At 38.2% G+C, this 18,626-nt stretch carries 15 protein-coding genes and 1 pseudogene; 2 read left to right on the forward strand and 14 right to left on the reverse strand.

Features of this window, described 5'->3' with window-relative positions; translation table 11 throughout:
* Positions 1–97: 97 nt before the first annotated feature.
* The 14 genes and pseudogenes from ACOMHB_RS09470 to hutI form a co-directional block, all read right to left on the reverse strand.
* On the reverse strand, positions 98–265 hold the full coding sequence (locus tag ACOMHB_RS09470) for a hypothetical protein (protein WP_448216412.1): 168 nt from the start codon (positions 263–265) through the stop codon (positions 98–100).
* 150 nt (positions 266–415) lie between these two features.
* Complete coding sequence (locus ACOMHB_RS09475) at positions 416–655, reverse strand: hypothetical protein (RefSeq protein WP_448216413.1); 240 nt, start codon at positions 653–655, stop codon at positions 416–418.
* Positions 656–738: 83 nt separating this feature from the next.
* Positions 739–804 carry a hypothetical protein gene (locus tag ACOMHB_RS09480; protein WP_448218624.1) on the reverse strand — a complete coding sequence of 22 codons (66 nt, stop codon included), beginning with the start codon at positions 802–804 and terminating at the stop codon, positions 739–741.
* A 58-nt stretch (positions 805–862) separates the two neighbouring features.
* Positions 863–980: pseudogene (locus ACOMHB_RS09485) on the reverse strand (IS66 family transposase); the annotation flags it as partial.
* Positions 981–1,195: 215 nt separating this feature from the next.
* On the reverse strand, positions 1,196–2,116 hold the full coding sequence (locus ACOMHB_RS09490) for an NAD-dependent epimerase/dehydratase family protein (RefSeq protein ID WP_448216414.1): 921 nt from the start codon (positions 2,114–2,116) through the stop codon (positions 1,196–1,198).
* A gap of 4 nt (positions 2,117–2,120) precedes the next feature.
* Positions 2,121–3,344 (reverse strand): methyltransferase domain-containing protein, encoded by a 1,224-nt coding sequence (locus ACOMHB_RS09495; RefSeq protein WP_448216415.1) that lies wholly within the window; start codon positions 3,342–3,344, stop codon positions 2,121–2,123.
* A complete protein-coding gene (locus tag ACOMHB_RS09500) occupies positions 3,314–4,294 on the reverse strand; it encodes a class I SAM-dependent methyltransferase (protein WP_448216416.1) in 981 nt (326 codons plus the stop codon). Before ACOMHB_RS09500 ends, ACOMHB_RS09495 begins: the two co-directional genes overlap by 31 nt.
* Before the next feature lie 387 nt (positions 4,295–4,681).
* Positions 4,682–5,185, reverse strand: coding sequence for an FkbM family methyltransferase (locus ACOMHB_RS09505; RefSeq protein WP_448216417.1), 504 nt, complete (start codon positions 5,183–5,185; stop codon positions 4,682–4,684).
* A 759-nt stretch (positions 5,186–5,944) separates the two neighbouring features.
* Entirely contained in the window at positions 5,945–6,811 is an 867-nt protein-coding gene (locus tag ACOMHB_RS09510; RefSeq protein ID WP_448216418.1) for a class I SAM-dependent methyltransferase, read from the reverse strand.
* A gap of 86 nt (positions 6,812–6,897) precedes the next feature.
* Positions 6,898–9,804, reverse strand: coding sequence for a glycosyltransferase (locus ACOMHB_RS09515; RefSeq protein WP_448216419.1), 2,907 nt, complete (start codon positions 9,802–9,804; stop codon positions 6,898–6,900).
* A complete protein-coding gene (locus ACOMHB_RS09520) occupies positions 9,801–11,633 on the reverse strand; it encodes a glycosyltransferase (RefSeq protein WP_448216420.1) in 1,833 nt (610 codons plus the stop codon). The genes ACOMHB_RS09515 and ACOMHB_RS09520 overlap by 4 nt, the downstream gene beginning before the upstream one ends.
* 55 nt (positions 11,634–11,688) lie before the next feature.
* The gene (locus tag ACOMHB_RS09525) at positions 11,689–12,627 is read right to left on the reverse strand and encodes an NAD-dependent epimerase/dehydratase family protein (protein WP_448216421.1); all 939 of its coding nucleotides are present in this window, start codon (positions 12,625–12,627) and stop codon (positions 11,689–11,691) included.
* Positions 12,628–13,174: 547 nt separating this feature from the next.
* Complete coding sequence (gene lhgO / locus ACOMHB_RS09530) at positions 13,175–14,356, reverse strand: L-2-hydroxyglutarate oxidase (RefSeq protein ID WP_448216422.1); 1,182 nt, start codon at positions 14,354–14,356, stop codon at positions 13,175–13,177.
* Positions 14,357–15,187: 831 nt separating this feature from the next.
* Positions 15,188–16,429, reverse strand: a complete 1,242-nt coding sequence (hutI, locus tag ACOMHB_RS09535) for an imidazolonepropionase (protein WP_448216423.1) — start codon at positions 16,427–16,429, stop codon at positions 15,188–15,190.
* Between the two features lie 280 nt (positions 16,430–16,709).
* On the opposite strand from hutI, the gene putP reads away from it, so the two are divergent.
* The gene (gene putP / locus ACOMHB_RS09540; protein ID WP_448216424.1) at positions 16,710–18,239 is read left to right on the forward strand and encodes a sodium/proline symporter PutP; all 1,530 of its coding nucleotides are present in this window, start codon (positions 16,710–16,712) and stop codon (positions 18,237–18,239) included.
* 93 nt (positions 18,240–18,332) lie between these two features.
* Positions 18,333–18,560, forward strand: a complete 228-nt coding sequence (locus tag ACOMHB_RS09545; protein WP_448216425.1) for a hypothetical protein — start codon at positions 18,333–18,335, stop codon at positions 18,558–18,560.
* The last annotated feature ends 66 nt before the right edge of the window (positions 18,561–18,626 follow it).

Consider the following 18,626-nt stretch of genomic DNA (forward strand, 5'->3'; position numbering starts at 1 on the left):
TGCTTGAAATCGCACATTCCTCGATGATTTCTAACCATTTTATGAACGAATTTTCATTTTTTGCGTACGGGCCAGCGTCACCCGAAGCCACTTTTCATTAAGCCGTTGCTCTTTTCAGGCCGCTCTTTGCTCTGCCTGGCAGGCCTTCTTCTGCAACAAGGTAACCAACCGATACAGATTGGTGCAGAACATCCAAGGCCACATGATGACGGTTACCATCAACCTCGGTGACCGGGCACCAGACCAGCCCGTGCTGGTCCGGCATTAATATCAGATTCTACTGTAAAGTGTTTCCTTTTGGCTCTGATAAACTCCGGGTGTCGCTCTCGAAGCCTGACCTGTTCTGCCCTCTGCCTTTTTTGGGCAACACTGCCCGGTCGAGGAATTCTTCCAGCTTTTCAAGGTTCTCTTGTGACTAAAAACCCCGGTCATAACCGTCTTGTGTCACCTGTGGTAACCGTTGTTTGACACCTTCGGCAATCAATACCGTGACCTGTTCGTCGATTTGTTTTTCCATAGACAGGTGATGCAAGGTAAAGCCAAATTGATCCTGTAATACGCAGACCCTCTGGTCCAGTTCTACTGGCATACCTGACTTGCCTTTGCTGATCCATTCGGTATGGCTTTCGAACGAGGGTAAGCGCTTAGTCAACAAAACCTAACCCGCAGTGCTTAAGTGGGATATTTTAAAGATACCAGTTTGATGTTCATAGGCAACAGCTGTTCCACGTCCGCGTCTTACTCTGGGGCCGGTAGAATCGTCAATACATGCCGTAGCCACGCGTAAGGCTTATGTCTGTGGATTTTGGCAGTTTACACCAGGCGTACAGAATCGCACCGCTGCGTGTAGCAACGAAACTGTCTGAGTATAGCCAGCTTTTGCGCCCTACCACGAAGGGTTTGATCGCCCGTTCTGATGCGTTGTTATCGATAACCGCAAGACCATTGTCCAGATAGCGCACAAGGTACGACCACTGATTCTGCATATTGCGGATCGCCTCCCACTGTTAAACCTTAAGAACTAAAAAAAGATGCGAAATGTAGTTCTTGAAATTAACATGTCATTTAAAAAAACTTTGATTCAGGTCGCAGTTAGTGGAAATTAAAAAACACTGCATAGTGTAGGAATCGCCTGCTAATACTCAAGATGTTTTTTAAATGATGATGTGATTTATTGAAATTAAATTGCAAAACTCTAGTCTATTTTGTAGGCTTGTGAACGATAAAACCAGTTAATCGTTGACTTTATTCCTGATTTCAAACTAGTAAACTCATAGTCATCCAATACGTTCGATAGTTTATCTATATCAAGAAACTTGGATTTTGCGCCTACATATCTTTCTGTATCAAAATTTACGTGACTTAATGGAAAATCCACTTCATCACAAATGAGTTTTGCGTAATATCGTATAGTGAACTCTTTGCCCGTTCCGATATTGAAAATATCATTATTGTATTGTTCAGTTAACTTCCAGAGTATGTGAACAAAATCATCTATGAAAATAAGCTCACGTTTTTGATGCCCATCTCCCCATAAAACAACATCGTATCCATACTCTTTACCTCTGATGATCTTTCGTATTAAATCGAATATAAAATGCATTTGGCGACCATCAGTATGGTAACCAGGGCCGTATAAAGTGGATGGAACTACATATAGATAATCTAATCCATACTGTTTGTTTAATGCCCTTGCTCCCTCGTAGAGCATTCTCTTTGTCATTGCATATGTATACAAGCTATCAATGGGCTGCCCTTCCATATAGTTGGTCTCAGTGTGTTTTATATCTGGTGCATAGCCGCAACTTGTACCAATCATTATTAGCTTGGAATGTTGCTGATATGAGGCCCACCAATCTAAAACATTCGTGTTGATATGCTGATTAATAATCCACTGTTCCCCAGGATAATGAATACAAAATTCCCCCGCTTGCGTCCAAGCTGCCAGATGAAATAAGTAATCAAACTTTTGGCTGGTAAAATTTTTTAAGCTGTCAGAGTTTCTTAGATCACAGTTTCTTGAATTCAAACACACTAATTCATGGCTCAATGACACAAGATATGAGCATAAAGACGTACCGAGGAAGCCACTACTTCCAGTTATTAAAATTTTCATATGATCACTTAATCTCTACGGGGAAGTAAAATTCGACACCTTTTTCAATGAGATGCTGATTGTTTTTTAAAATTTCATCTTTAAAGTTCCACGCGAGTACATAGTAAATGTCAGGATAAGAATTTAAATCTGACTCTATTAAAATCGGTATGTGCATGCCAGGAGAATAGAGACCACGACGTAGTTCATTCTTTTCAATCAATGCTTTAACTAATTCTCTGTTAATTCCAAAATAATTAAGCAAGGTATTACCTTTAACTGGTGCGCCAAAGCCATAAACAGTTTTACTATCAGATTTAGCGGATTGAAGATAGTTCAGATTCTGTTGCTTCATGACCTTGATGTCATGACTGAATTTTTCATAAGCTTCAAATTGATTACAATTAGAAATTGCTTCACTTTTACATAGATCCAAAAATCGTTGAGATGTAGGAAAAACTCCTTTGTGGGAAACGAAGCAAATAGCTGATCCTCCATGTATAGGACTAAGGTAAGCATCAAACATTTGAAGATTATGTCTTTCTAGCAAGAACTGGATTGTTTCAAATGTATAATACAGTAGATGTTCGTGATAAATTTGATCAAAAGCATTATTTTCCAGAATGTTCTTCATGTATAAGAACTGTACAACAAAAATGCCATCTTTTTTCAAACCATTTTTTATGGCTCGGCAAACAGAATGTAGTTCCTCAAGATGAAAAAAAACGCCGGCTGCATTAATAACATCAAATTTTTCTCCAATATTTTTCATTGTACTTTCATTAAAAAAATCATTGATAGTAGGAATACCAAAGTCAAGAGCAATGTTTGCTGTTGTTTTAGACGACTCGACTCCAAGAACGTCATAACCTAAAGATTTAAAATGTTTTAACTGAGTTCCATCATTAGAGCCAATATCTAATACTGTTTTGTTATTTTTACCACGCATGAATCTTTTATCCACATCACTGGCAACTTGTTGAAAGTGTGAGGATAAGGATTTGGTAATGCCCGAGAGATAGGTATGATCTCCGAACATAACTTCTTTTTTTACGGTATAACTGAGCTGCGCTGCATGGCAGTCATGACAGAACATCAGAACAAGTGGGTAAAACTCTTCCTTACCTATCTCTCTTTTTTTAAGAAAATCATTGCCCCATGGTTGTTCACCAAGATCAACAGCAGCCTGAAGATTACTAGAGTCGCAGATACGGCACATCATAGTTGGTCGTCCAGCTTCGTGAACCACATTGAGCCACCACCCCTCCATGACTGATTCAACTCATCATTACCTAGACCAATAAATTCGAAGTTAATATTCTTGCCGAAGAAATTATTACGACAGATCCAGGCTGTTGGCAATATAGGCCTGATACGTTCAAATGAGGCCATTAAATAGACGGCCAAGAGATATTGTTCATTCCAATACCAGTATTTGAAACTTTCAGGATAATCCCAAGGTAAAGTTACATCATGAATATGGATAAGAACTCCAGGCTGTATTTTAGGTAGGATATCAATAAAGAATACTGTTACATCAGAGTTCATAAATGATCGATGGGAACCATCAATAAATATAATATCATTTGGATTTAGTGAGTCAAAAATTGACAAATCACATATTTCTAAAGGGCTGCGAACTACAAGATCACATATGTCATCTATTTCTTTTCGTGGTTGCGGATCAATGGAAATAATCTTGGTTTTAATTTTTGAATCATTAATTGCCAATTTGGCAAACGATGTGGTCATTCCAGAGCCAACCTCTAAATATATTGATGGCTTGTATTTGAAAATCATTGTGTAAAGTGCAAGCGAATCAAATGCACATATTGGTCCACCAAGCCAAGAGGGGGTTATAGCGTTTTGTGTAGAACTAACAGGGATGTGATTAATTTTTAAACTATGCATTTCATCTAAAAAAGTCAGGTAGTCGTCATTGTAGAGCTCAAAAAAATCGCTAATTAATCTTATTCTATCTGATTTATACCCGTATCTAGGCGAAAAATCCTGTGATGGCTTGTAATCTAAGGGTATAAAGAACTTCGAGTATTCAGTACCTTCTAGAATTTCCATGTCTTTATACCCTGAATTCTTTAGAGTATTTAAAGATTTTTCTAATTCAAATACCCTCGACTCTAACTTATCCTTATTCGTTAGCTTACTTATCCAAGTCTTAATAGTTTGCTCTAATCTCATATACAAATCCTCATGTGTATAGTAAAATCTTTTAAAAATATGATTCGTACATAATGAGTAAATTATTATCGAAATCAATTCGGTAATGAGTGATTACAGGTGTACGCAATATCTAGAAATTAATTAAGATTTAGTCATTAATCCAGTAGTAATTTTTTGAATTAAAGGGGTGAGTAGTGTCCAGGTTACTGTACTCAGTTCTACGATCATCCCGATAATAAGTCATTCAGCTATTTTAAAACTATCCACACTCGTTTCTTCAGTTAAAAGAATACTGAAAAATTCATTTTTAACACTGATGATTACTGTTTAAAACAGTTTAATTAGAAAGAGCGTTAACATAGTTCTACCGTGGTCGTGCAACCTACTATTACTAACATAAAGAGATTAAAAATCTGAAATTTTTGCAACTAATACATGACCCATTCTAGAAAACTTATAACCCAGAGGTGATAATATCCTAATGCATGCATCATCTGTTAGAATATCAGATTTTGGGTGGTTATGAATGTCAATGTAAAGAATAGGTTTGTATTTTACCAAAGTCTTCAGCCCACCATTCAGGACTTTGTCTTCAAATCCTTCAACATCGATTTTAAATAACATTCTTGCAATAGCATCAATCTTTATATCCGATACAACAGAGTCAAGTGTCCCAACTTTAACAGGGTAAATATCTTGACCTTCATAAGATTCTTCCTCATTGTCAATCTCTAACCATGATCCTTCAGGAAGAAAAGGGTTTTTCCCGGTATCATCCTCGGGGAACTCTATGAAGTTCGACTCTCCATTAGTGTCAGATATAGCAAATGGTAAGATGGTGATATTTTGAGCCTGATTGCGTACAGTAAGGGCCGTGGCCAAGCATTTGTCTAAGGGTACCATGTTCATTGGCAAGCTCTCTCAGACAGTCGAAGTCGCATTTAGTGACCAGCCGGAGTGTACCCGGTACTAAGATTTTCCAGAACTCCATGCCAGGGCGATCATTGTTCTGGTCGGTGGTGGTCATAGTATCAAGTACCTGTAAGACCTGGTTGCGTAGTTCGATATTTGTTCATATGTGCTGTAAAGCCCGCAATAATCGTGGAATATCGTCCCTTGATTTAGCATCTAAGGTGATGGCAGAGACATCAACCTCTCCCAGCTGCATTTGTGGGTTTATGGTTTGGCGCATAAATGTGAAAACAGCCTGTTTTGGTAAATCTTCAAGAACTATATGGGGCTGAAGGCTTCTGTATTCAAGTGCTTGAGGGTTTTCGGACAGGCACTACTTACCAAGATTGAGGGGGATTTTGTTCGAAACGATTTGATTACCATTAATATTATTAAAAACATTTATCTTTATATCAAACAAGCTGCTAAATTTTGCAGGTATTTCAAATTTAAGCTCATCAACTTTTTTTTGTATGCATAAGCAATGTTTTTTATTTGCGCTTCTGATTTAAACAAGACTGAGTCATCTGTTACGCAGTAAGTGGAGACCAGTTGGATTGTTGCTCGAGAGATTTTATTTTCTGCAGCGACGGGACCAGCGTTGATTATCTTGAAAAACACTGTAGCCTACACATTTTAAAGTAAATACTTTATGTATGTATTTTGATCCACTTAAAGCAACCACAGCAGAGCAGTTTATTAACTTCAAAAATTATTTTATTTTTTGAAGATTAACCAATCTTGGAAGCTCCTTTCTGGTGGCTCTTTATGTTCTAAAAAAGTAAGATAACGAGACCAGTATTCTATCGCTATCTCTTTTTTCCAAAAAACTTGGCTAACGCTAGCATCACCATGATAGAGATAATCAACATCCATTAACGGATTATCATAAACCCTAGAAGTGAGATTTTCTCTAACCCAGTTTTCATTTCTATGCTGATAATAAAATGACCAAGCATTCTCAGCGTGTATCGTTTGAAGCAAAAGACCTCTAGGTTTCAATATACGCTTTAACTCAAGTAACCATGCATCCCATTGATACTTTATATGAGTAAAGACTGAAAAACCGTAAATCACATCAAAAGTATTATCTTCATAAGGCAAATGAGGTAGCGTAGATGAGTTCATGACATTAAAGTATGAAGGAAAGTTCTGTCGCATCCATTGAATAGCTCGAGCCTGAACATCACAACCGAATAAAGACCAATTATGTTTCAGATATTCACTATTGAAGTGTCTAAGAACTCTTCCTGAAGAGCAACCAAAATCTAATATGCTTAGATCACTTTTCTTATTAGGTAAGTATTTATTAATTACATCTTTGATTAAGATTGAGTCATCCTTTCCCCACCGAATATACTCCTTCTCATTGTCTATAGCATAACCAAATCTGGCATCATTACCAGGTATTGGAAGCTCCGATAACTCCTCATTCAAAACTGACTCATCATAAATAACCGGCTCAGTTACATCAAGATAATCTAAAGGTTGATGATAACCAAACCTGGGCATAACGGTGTATTCTGACCTAACACGTTCTAAGACATGATCAGATAACTCGTTTATAAATCGTAGATCATCCATTGCTAAATTACCTTCAAACCTTGTGCTGCTTTTTAAGCATTCGATCAAATATCATTATTAAAAAACAAGTGTCTATTAAATAAAACTTACCAAATGTTTGAATGCTGTTCATAGCGATTATCATTGAATATATTGTATGTTATAGGTAATTCCATGTCTCCAAAAAATGCTCTGTGCTTATTTTCATAACATTTGAATTTTTTCATAACTCTTGCAAAGTTCAAACTATTAATAAAAGGGCTTTTCAATTTTAATGAAAACTCAAAATCTCGAATAAGAGACTGCATGTCTAGTAAATCATCAAACAGCTCTTTAAACTCGTGATCTTTCTGTTTAATAAACATACAAGCAGAGATTGCGTACTCAATGTCGCAGCTCATGTGTTTGCAATAGGATTTTCTGTAACCAAGAGCTAGAGACAGCATTTCTATAGAATCAGATAAAAGCCGTTCCTCAAATGCATAATTGTAACCATCAGTAGTACGATGTATGTACCAGGCCCTAAGATCTTCTATTTCAGCAGTTGGACTACATGTTGTTTGACCATCAGGGTAGTTTAGGAATAAACCCAGTACTTTTGGGATGTATTTTATTTTTATAAATGGTAATACTCTGTTTTTAAATTCCGTATCACCAGCAGCTTTAAATGTCTCATCATAATAACCGCATCTTTCATGAATATTTTTTCGATACATGCCGCCAACCCATGATAAATAACAGGTTTCAAGATATACATGTTCCTTTTTGCCTCCTGTACGATCATAAACCATGATATCTCTATTAAATAGACCATTTGGCTCAACTTCAGTTACCAGACTATTAGCCATGACCCAATCTATTTTAGAGTTATCATCCAATTCATCTGAAAGTATTTCCAAGCAATCAGGGTAAAGTGTTTCATCAACACCCAAGAATACAAGATATGGAGATTTTGAAAGTTTTATACCTCGATTCCACGCACTTTGTATAGTCTCACGTTGTTGTGATCGGGCATAGACTGCATTTAGTTGATTTTCTAGTTGGTATCTACGAAATAGCTCATACTCATTGCTTGGTGAGGCACTGTCTATGAGAATAATCTCTACACAATTTTTTTTTATTAATGTTTGATTTTTCAGTGCTGTTAGAAAGAAAATTAATTTTTCCGCAGCGTCATAAATTGAAATAATTATTGATACCTTTGTTTTAATAGAATATCTATCGTCACTAATCAGTTCCCATTTTTTTTCAACATATTCACTATGGTTTTTTTTGCGCTCGTGCAGGTATTTATATATGCTATTTTCTGCTTGATTGTTTTTGTCATACATTAAGCTTAATACCGTTGCTTCTTCATGGTAATTATATTTATTCAGAATGCTAAGTGTGTTATTCAATATTCCTAAATTATCACTACCTAGACATCTAAGTATTCTTATTTGGTAAGTTGCTGAATTTAATTCGTTACCAAGCATAGCCTCTATACGTGATAACTCACGCCAGAAATTACAACGCGAGAATATTTTATTATTACTAGCTGATATTAAACTTTTCTTATACTCAAGTAGACCTCTGCAATTTTCATCTATCTTTCCTAATAGTTTTATTTTTTTGTTTTGTTTTATTATGATATTAAATGGATATAATTTCTCTTTTATTGAACGAAGATTATCTGAATTTATTCTGGAGTGAATATAGTCGTAAGGAGAACTTATAAGGTATTTAACGTTATGGACTATTTGTTCTGGGATTAATTTTATTGATCTATTTATAATTGATCGTATTTGTAATTTCGTCTCTTTATACTCACACAGATAAAAAGAAGAATCATTATTCTTTGCTTCTTTATCAATGAAAGATTGGTATATTTTTAAAAAATTTAGTTTTCTTTGCTTTTCATTTGAATGAAACTTTTGTAGAAAACTTTTAAGACGGCTTCTGTAGTATTCGTAGTTGTCGATTAGGGATTGTAGTTTATTGATAGACGAATATAAGTTATCCATATTTATTTTCACATAAGGTAGGCTTGGGTGGTATCTATCTAAATAATTACAAACGCCTGCTTTGTCGGAGATCGCTACTGGACATCCAGAAAATAAGGCTTCAAGTGCCACTAGATTCAGTGTGTCATATCTAACAGGCAATAAAATAATGCTTTTTCTCTTATATATACTGAACATTTCTTCCTTATTTATTGGAGACATGTGATTAATAACTATTTCTCTATTTTTTGCGATTTTTTCTAATAGAACACTTGAAGATATTCCATTAAATGAATAGTCATCATCTCCAATATCATATAATTTGTCGTATGTTCTTTGAGACAACCATTTTACAAGTTCTGTATAAATATCATTTCCCTTTCTTCTTTCCCTCCTTCCAATGCAATAAATGTCAGGTTTTTTATTACTGAATGCTTCATCTGTAATTTTTGATTTTATAAAACAGATTGGATCAACAAAAGTTATTAAGTTGTGTTGCTTGCCTATCCATTCTTCCATGTAATATGGCGAAATTGAATAAACACCGTCCGAGCTTTTGAACTGTAACTCTTCCAGATGTACTAAATCATATATGTTCTCGCTTTTTGTCCTATCCCAGTTTAATTTTATTGATGTAGATATATTGCCATGGAGAGAAAGTAAAATTCTTTTGAATGTGACTTTATTTGATTTAAGCGTTAATCTTAGAACTGAACCAATGGTAAGGTAGTCTGGTTGGTCAATAATGTCGAAAGTCATTCCAGCTACAGAACGTGAATATTGATGAGCTTCTTCAATTGCATTCTTAATAAAGGATGGCGGGGCTGGAATCATTGATAGTTCAATTTTTTTTCGAGGAAGTAGTTTAATTGAATGTGCATTCTTTGGCTTTCTGTATCTGTATTTTGTTATGTTTTTTTCTTCAAAATAATAAAATTCGACTTCAGGCGTAGATTCTATGATTTGACGATAAATTGTTTGACCACCACCAACACTATTGTACAAGTCTTTTTCTACGATTAATACTTTCATTGACTGCTAATCCTCGGGGTCGTTAATGTATTCAGACTTGATTTTTTTAACCACTCATTTCTTATATCAACCATTTTTTTTTCATAGTATGATCGCTTTTTTATTAATTCAAAAATTGCGCTTGGTATGTCTTTATCGTTTGAGTATAAAACACCACCTTGGTATATTGTTGAATTTGACGATAATTCAATTTCATAAATGTATATTGATTTTATCATATGAAAGGATTTTAATTTTCCATCTAAAAAAAAAGATAGTGTGCTCGAATTACTGCTTGGAATGCAAATTAAACCTAATGCGGTTTTGTTTCTCAAATCTAAGCTAATTGACGAGATGTACTTTGATTTATTAACTGTACTATTGTAACTATTTCTCCATGTTGCATCCATATATGTTCCAGGGTTTTCTCTATACTGTTCTATTTTTATTATCAGGTTTGTTTTTTCTGTGTTGGATTTACATTTAATAGTAATGTTAAAGTAGGAATGTATTCTTTTAAGTATTATCGTTTGATGTATTTTGTTACTAAGAAGTAGTAACTCGTAAAAAAATTGATTGTATCTATCTGCTTCGTATGCCATCCATGTTTTACTTGGTATGATAAATGGCACTCCAGCCGCTAAAGCCTCTGCAAACACACCTGAGCTTCTAGCATAATAATGTTCATGGTTGTAAGGTATTAAAATAATATCTGAATCGTTTATTAAATCAATATATTTTTCACTATTGAATGGTCCATCGATTATTTTTACCATATCACTGTAATTCTCTATTAACTGATATCTTGCCTTTCGTGTCTTTGACTCACCGCCTTTGATATTGAAATTACTTTGGATGGTGAATTTTATTTCATCTGAAGAATACCCTGCCTCTATTGTTTTTCCAACAATGTCTGGCAAGAGATGGAATCCTTTTTCATCTCTTGCATCTCCTATGTACGATATGTTTAGTGTGCTTTCTGATGTTTTTTTATGTTTATTAAGCAAGGTGTCTTGTGGTATTGGTAATGTGCAAAATTTCACCAAGCCTAATAAATTATATTGCTCTGAGAGAAGGTCTGTATCTGTATAAAAATTTAAGCATAGAGGTTTTCTTAAAGATATTTGCTTGCACAATGAAAGGGTTTCTATTAAATTTAGTTGATATTTTATTTGGTTAGAGTAATCAAACTCACGGCCTGAAAATATATTTCTTCTAAATAAGAAGTGCCAATTAATTTCATTTTTTAAATGATTCTTTATTGCTTTGTAACAGCCTTTCAACTCAATATTCCCTATGGTTGGAATAAATACTATATCATTGTCAGCTATATTTATATTTTTATGTAAAAGTAATAAATCTTTATAAAATTGATTGTTGTGACTATCCATATTTTTTTTAAAAAACACATGTCTTACTAATTTGTTTAATAAAATTCTGATGACTGGTTTTACAATAAGTATTGCTTTTTTTAACTTATTTCGTGTGTCGTATTTTCTATCTATATCTATGTGTTTAAGTTGGCTTATTTTCTCAATAAAATATTCAAATCCTATTTTTACGAATTCCGAAACAAGTTTTTTTTTAATTATACCTGCTCTTCTTGCTAGTGCTTTAATAGCTTTTGAAGTAAATGTTTGTTCACTTTTTAGGTTTTCCCAGAATGTATACTTGAATATATTTTCTACTATGTCGATTCCATTAACTTCCATGTTTTTGAAACTTTGGTTTGTCACAAGAACTGTTTTAAATCCATTTTTTTTTGCCGCTTTCAAAGTTCGCAGTGCATATTCAAGATGATGACCTCCTGAATCAGTTATAGATTGATCAATGAGGATGAATTTTCTCACTTTCACTCACTCTTGGATTTAATTAAATAGATGGTCTTACATGAAAAAACTCTGCTCATAAATTTTGATAGCGTGAGTTTGAAATCATTTTATATCCCTTTATTAATTCTCTTATACCATCATCAATTGTGAAGCTTGTTTTATACTTTGTTGCTTCGATTTTCTTGTTTGAGACAATATAGTTCCTCTGATCTGGATCTTTCCTGATTTTCTCTTCAAAATAAACAAAATCAGGTATTTGCCTTTTTATATGTTCACAAAGTTCTTTTTTTGATAAATTTGCATCAGATAATCCGACGTTGTATATTTCACCTCTCATTATCGCATGATTATCTATCCCATGCTGAAAAACACGACTAACATCTCTTACATGAATATAATTTCGCTTAAAATTGCTCTCAAACAACACCTGAAATCGGTCATAAACAGCACGGTAAGTAAAGTCATTAACTAGCAAATCTATCCGCATTCTTGGCGACATGCCAAAAACGGTTGCAAGTCGGAAACTTATTGCATTGCTATGATCCATTAAATATTTTTCAATCTCAGCCTTTTCTCTGGCATACTGACTTATTGGGTTCAGTGGAGATTGCTCGTCAAAATAACAGTTTGGCTCACTTGTGCCGTATGCACTATTGGTAGTCGGCATTAGCACTAACTGATCTTTAGATAATAGTTTGAGCATCATCTTGATAGCATCGTAATTTGTTGATGTAGCGCTTATTGGATCAAAATTGCAAAGCGGTGCACCTACCAACGCAGCAAGAGGTATAACTATGTCAGCACTTTTAAGTAACGTTGCTACAATTGATTTATTTCTGATATCTCCTTTAATTACGGTAAAATGTCGATGATATGCACAATGATTCAGACTTGATTGCTTGTACATGAAATTATCCAATACAGTAACTTCATAACCTTTTACAAGTAATTCAGGCACTAGTATTGAACCAATGTAACCAGCTCCACCTGTAACAACTATTTTATAACTCATATAAATCTCAATTCATCACAGAATATTTAATAAAACAAACAGATTATGCTCGAATTAAGCTTTCTTATTTTCTGTACTGTCTGAGCCTCCAGTCTGTCAGGCAATGTCCTCAAGACAGCCCCTTTTTTTCTGGCTTGCTTTATCATAGGGTAGTCCTCTCGGTTGATCATTGCTCCTTTCCCTGAGTGCTGGTAGCACTATGGTAATCGGCCATGAAGTGGTTAATCGAGAAGTCATTTCGAACCTGTGATTTTAGATCGCTGGAGGTAATAACAGAAAGCGAAACCTCTGGTTGAATAGTCCCACAACTAGCTTGAGAAGCAACAACCACCATCCAGCTCGAGATAACCGAGAGCTGAACCAGCGAATTTGGAAAGAGAAATTAGGGGCCAATCCGTTAAAATCTGATCACGACAAACAGATGGAACCTGCGCTAAGCTTGAACGCTTAAGGCTTCGGTTTAGAGTTTGTCACTTCACAGATTCTTGTTCCAATCTCCTGCTAATAAATCAGCTTTCAAGTGAATTCACCCGATTTAATAGTTCAGTCAAATGATTCTTTGGGCTATCATCTTTCCGATAGGCATAGCCGAAGTTGCTGCGGGTGATGGTGCGTTGCATACATGTAGCATCCTATTAGTCTCAAGAAACAAAAAATCATCCACAGCTTCACCATTTTTGGTTATGACTTGAGCACGTATTCCAGAATGTCTTGAAGTTAGATCACTAAGGCTAAGTACCGAACAATATTTTTGACACTCCAAAAGATACGCTGACTTCAAAATACTACCTTTTAGTTCATGTAATGCGTTACTTCGGTGTTTCCATATTTTTTTCCAAAATCCTGAAAAAGTTATGAACGACGACAAATCTCTTATGTCAAATGAGAACCTAGAATACTTCTCGCGCGCGAAACTTATGACAGCATTTGGTCCAACGGTGACTCCACCTTCTATGGTTCGGGTGAGATGGATACCTAAAAATGGAAGACTTGGATCTGGAACAGGATAAATTAAGTGGTTGATGATATTATTCTTGCTTGCTGGAAGTCGGAAATACTCACCCCTGAAGGGGACAATACGAAAGTCAATCTCAATTCCTGCTAATCGTGCAAGCCTGTCAGCTTGTAAGCCACCACAAACAACTAACTTTCTTGCCGACCAACTTTTACTATTAGTCGAAACTTGCACCACATCATTCTTCTCTATTATCGAAAGAACCTTTTGCCCAAGAATGAAATCAATACCAACTTTTTCAAGTAACTTTGCTATTTTTATTGCGAGTTCATTGTAATTTACTATCGCCGTTTTCGGACTTAGAAGCGCAGTAGTGCCTCTAATGTTCGGTTCGATAGCTCGAATTTCTGCTGCTGTAAGATGTTTGAGATCTATGCCATTAGCCGCTGCTCGTTGATAGAGCAACTCAAGACGCTGTTTTTCAGTTGGATTAGTTGCCACAATCAACTTACCACATTGTTCAAAGGGCACTTTGTGTTTTTTGCAAAAGTCTCTCGTCATTACCTGCCCTTGGCGACATAATCTCGCCTTTAAACTACCCGGTGTGTAGTAGATTCCAGCATGAACGACACCACTATTGTGGCCAGTCTGATGTGTGGCTAGACGTTCCTCTTTTTCTATTAAGCATATTGAAGCTTTACGGCTCTCCAAGACGGCCTTAGCCGTTGCCAGACCTATGAGGCCACCACCTATAATGCAATAGTCATAAATCATAAGGGGGAGTAGTGAGACGAAGTACAGACAATTAGGTTGTTTAACTTTTTAAGCATAATGATTTTCTGATGGATCTGAGTTCTGTGCCTACGGTTGAGAAGGCTTTGAAACATGCTTACGGTTCATCGCCCTTGGGTGAACAAATAGACAGATAAATTCAAAAGAAAGGCTACCGCCCGTCCAAATTTTTTTCGCTATTTTCTGTTGATCATCTGAAGGCACAAAACACCGATTTCTCCGCACACGGAGAAACATACGACAAACAACATAAAAATTTAGAAAAAACGTCTTTCTTTGGCAACAGACAAACGACACCCTTGAGTAAGCAAAGCCCACTTTCAAGTATGCAGGATTATAAAAACGACAAACTATATAAGTCTCAATGATATAGAATGGTTAGCTCAATGTTCTTGCGCTAACCGGCTTGGAGAAATAGTCTAGCAAAGCTTTTTAAATTTACATGTAAGGTGTCGATTTTTTTTACATGTTGACCCTTATAATTTGCTAAATCAGGTCCTCAGTCTTTTATCTGTATACTCTTCCAGTAATTGCTATCTTGCCAATGGCAACTGTCTCGTGCTTAAAGGTAATAACTGCAACCCCCCCCCACCTCGCTGTCTCGGTCAGCACTGATGACTACTGCAAAAAAGTATCGGAAGATATCAATGATATTTCCAACAATTCCCGATTCAGATGTACTTTTTAACTGCAGACATGTGTCGTGCGACATTGAGGTCTATGAGTAGCTTTTCCTGTTTTAAGAAGTTCAGGCCTGCTTTCGATTAAGAACTGATAGAAAAGGAGTGTGGGAACTCCCCCTGTTTGAGTCCATCAGTCACTAACATCACTAATCACCCCATCAACAACCCGCTGCCGCAAAGGACAGTGCCCCAGTTGGTAAGCCAGTTCATTGGGATGATCAATATCCCACAGGCAGAAGTCTGCCACCTTATCCTCTTCAAGGCTGCCATAGTGGTCGGCAATACCCAGAGCTCGAGCAGCATTAACAGTGACCCCTGCCAGAGCTTCTGCGGGTGTGAGTTCAAAAAAGATACATCCCATATTCATCATCATTCTTATTGAGGCCAGAGGTGAGGTCCCTGGGTTGGTATCTGTGGCAAGAGCGATCGGGACTTGATATTGCCTTAGCAGTTCCACGGGGGGGACAGTCTGAGAACGCATGAAGTAGTAAGACCCGGGAAGCAGTACCGCAATAGATCCGGATTCGGCCATATCGACAATACCCTGCTCAGAGATATGTTGCAGGTGATCGCAGGAGAGTGCATTCATTTGTGCTGCCAGAGAAGCTCCCCCATTTTCTTTGAACTGTTCGGTATGGCATTTTGTCGGCAGGCCGTGGTCTATAGCTGCCTGAAAAATTCTGGCTCTGTGGGTCATGGTGAAGGCAACATTTTCACAATTTACATCCACGGCTTCTGCGAGTTTTTTTTCAGCTAATTCCGGGATGAGTTGTTGGCAGATCATGTCAACGTATTCATCGGTTCTGCCCGCATACTCCGGAGGCAATGCATTGGCAACCAGCAAGGTATTGATAATTTTTACAGAATGGCGATTGCGCAGCTCTTTGGCCACTTCCAGCATCTTGATTTCATCCGTCAGGTTCAGGCCATAGCCTGATTTGATCTCGATCAGCGTAACGCCTTCAGTGGTTAATGCCTTGATGCGGGGCAGAGCCGATTTAATCAGTTGCTCTTTGGAGCGCACCCGGGTGGCCCTGGCAGTGGCAAGAATACCACCGCCCTGGGCGGCAATCTGTTCATAGGGCACGCCTTTCAGTCTCAGTTCAAATTCCTGAGCTCTATGGCCGCCGAAAACCAGGTGCGTATGGCAGTCTATGAGGCCGGGTGTCAGCCAGCCATTATGACCATCGATTACGTCATAGGGCAGTCGCGTAGCAGTAACCTCGGACATGGATTCGATGCGTGCGATTTTTCCACTGTGAATACCCAGGGCACAATGGTGTTTCAAGCCATAAGGATCTGACACGGCAGGATCAAAAGTCGCCAGATTGACGTTAATCCAGACTCGGTCGCAGTCTTTAAGTTGGATCATGGGGTGCATTGCCATGGGTTGAACTCAGGACAGTTGGCTCCAGACAGAAGCCAGTATCAAGATGCCGGCAGTTCATAAAGACTGGATATGGGAGATAAGGATAGCCAGATAATCTTAATTCGAAAGGAAATCTGAGTTAAGTAGGTGGTTAAGGTTGGTGAGTTGGGAAAAATAGTCGATTAATCCATCTGACTATAAAAAATGCCTGAATATTACCGAAGATTCATAAATGAACTACCTTGATTAAAAAAAAGCACCAACAACAATCATGGAATTAATTATGCCCGAAGGAAACCTGCAGATAATCCTGACCTTTCTGGTTTATTTTACCGTGATGCTGGGGGTTGGCTACATCGCCTGGCAGAGAACGCTCAGTTCGGCAGATTATTTTCTTGGGGGCCGCTCGCTGGGTCCATGGTCTGCAGCCCTCAGCGCGGGGGCGTCGGATATGAGTGGCTGGTTGTTGCTGGGATTGCCGGGCTATGCTTTTGCCGCAGGTCTGGAAGCATTTTGGTTGGCTGCAGGCTTGTTGGGGGGGACCTGGCTGAACTGGTTGATTGTTGCCCGACGCTTGAGAGTATACAGCGTAGTTGCCGATGACTCACTGACCTTACCGGAATATTTCGCCAGTCGTTTTGAAGATCGTAAAGGGTTTCTGCAACCTGTATCGGCAGCCTTCATCCTTGTTTTCTTCCTGTTTTATACCAGCTCTGGTCTGGTGGCCGGGGGCAAGCTTTTTGAATCTGTTTTTGGCATTGATTATGAGTGGGCAGTAGTCATTGGAATGTTGTCGGTGATCTCTTACACCCTGTTTGGAGGTTTTCTGGCGGTTTGCTGGACGGATCTGATTCAGGGTTTGCTCATGGCAGCCGCTTTGCTGATTGTGCCCATTGCAGCACTGCAGGTCAGTGGCGGGGTGGATCAGGTGTTTGTGGAAATCGGTGCGCTGAATCCGGAGCTTCTGAACCTTTTTACAACCAGTGAAGGTCAGGCGCTTTCACTCATTACCATTGTCTCTCTACTGGGTTGGGGGCTGGGTTATTTTGGTCAGCCTCATATCCTGGCCCGATTTAAGGCGGTGCAATCTTCAGACCAGCTGACTTTGGCCAGAAGAATTGCTGTGAGCTGGACCGGCATTTGTATGCTGGGCGCCTTAATGGTGGGTCTGGCGGGTATTGTTTATACGCAGCGGTCCGGTATTCAGCTGGATGATCCGGAAGCCATCTTTATGTTGATGGTGAATACACTGTTTCATCCGGTGATTGCTGGCATATTACTGGCAGCCATTCTGGCGGCCATCATGAGCACTGCCGATTCTCAGTTGCTGGTCTGTTCTACGGCTTTTGCTGAAGACTTTTATCGGGATCTTTTCAAAGTTGGCGCCGATGCCCGGGAAGTTTTGCTGGTGGGTCGACTGGCGGTTGTAGGCATTGCGGTGATCGCCACATGGTTGGCGATGAATCCCGACAGCAGTGTTCTTGCAATGGTGTCTTATGCCTGGGCTGGTCTGGGGGCGGCATTCGGTCCGGCCTTGCTGCTGTCTCTTTACTGGAAAAGAATGACCGGGCTGGGAGCCTTGGCGGGTGTTGTTACTGGTGCTGTCACCGTGCTGATATGGAAACCGTTAACCGGTGGCCTGTTCGATCTTTACGAGATAATACCAGGGTTCGTGATTTCTATGGTGGCTTGTATTTTGTTCAGCTTTTTGGGACGCCAGCCCTCGAGGAATATGTTAGATCGTTTTGAAAAAGTGTCGAGCAGGACTTGTATTGTTTCCCGTGTTGATGATGAAGAGCCCTCGTTGTCATAATTGCTTAGCATTACGCAGAATTAATCCATCGGGTATAGAGTAAGAGGTGTCTTTTTCCATTAACAAATCCTGAGTTCACAGTGGGAGGATGCCATGAAGCAATTGCAAGTGGCTGTCAAAAAGCGTCATCAGGAGAGTGATGAGATTGATCCTCATGATGCCGAGTTGAAACAAACCCTGGAGCGACTGAAGAAGAAAGGGTTGAACCCCATGCAGATGTGTCACAAGTTGATTGAGCATGAAGAACCTGCTCCCGAAGATCGGGTCTGGAGTTATGATCTGGTGGTAGCGGAGTGCAAGCGGCTGAAAGTTTCATACTGAGCGTTTGATTGAAAAAATGCCAGGGCTTTCAGCGTGGCACCAAAAGAGATCAGTGCGGTGCCACAG

The sequence above is a fragment of the Endozoicomonas sp. 2B-B genome (genome assembly GCF_053470045.1).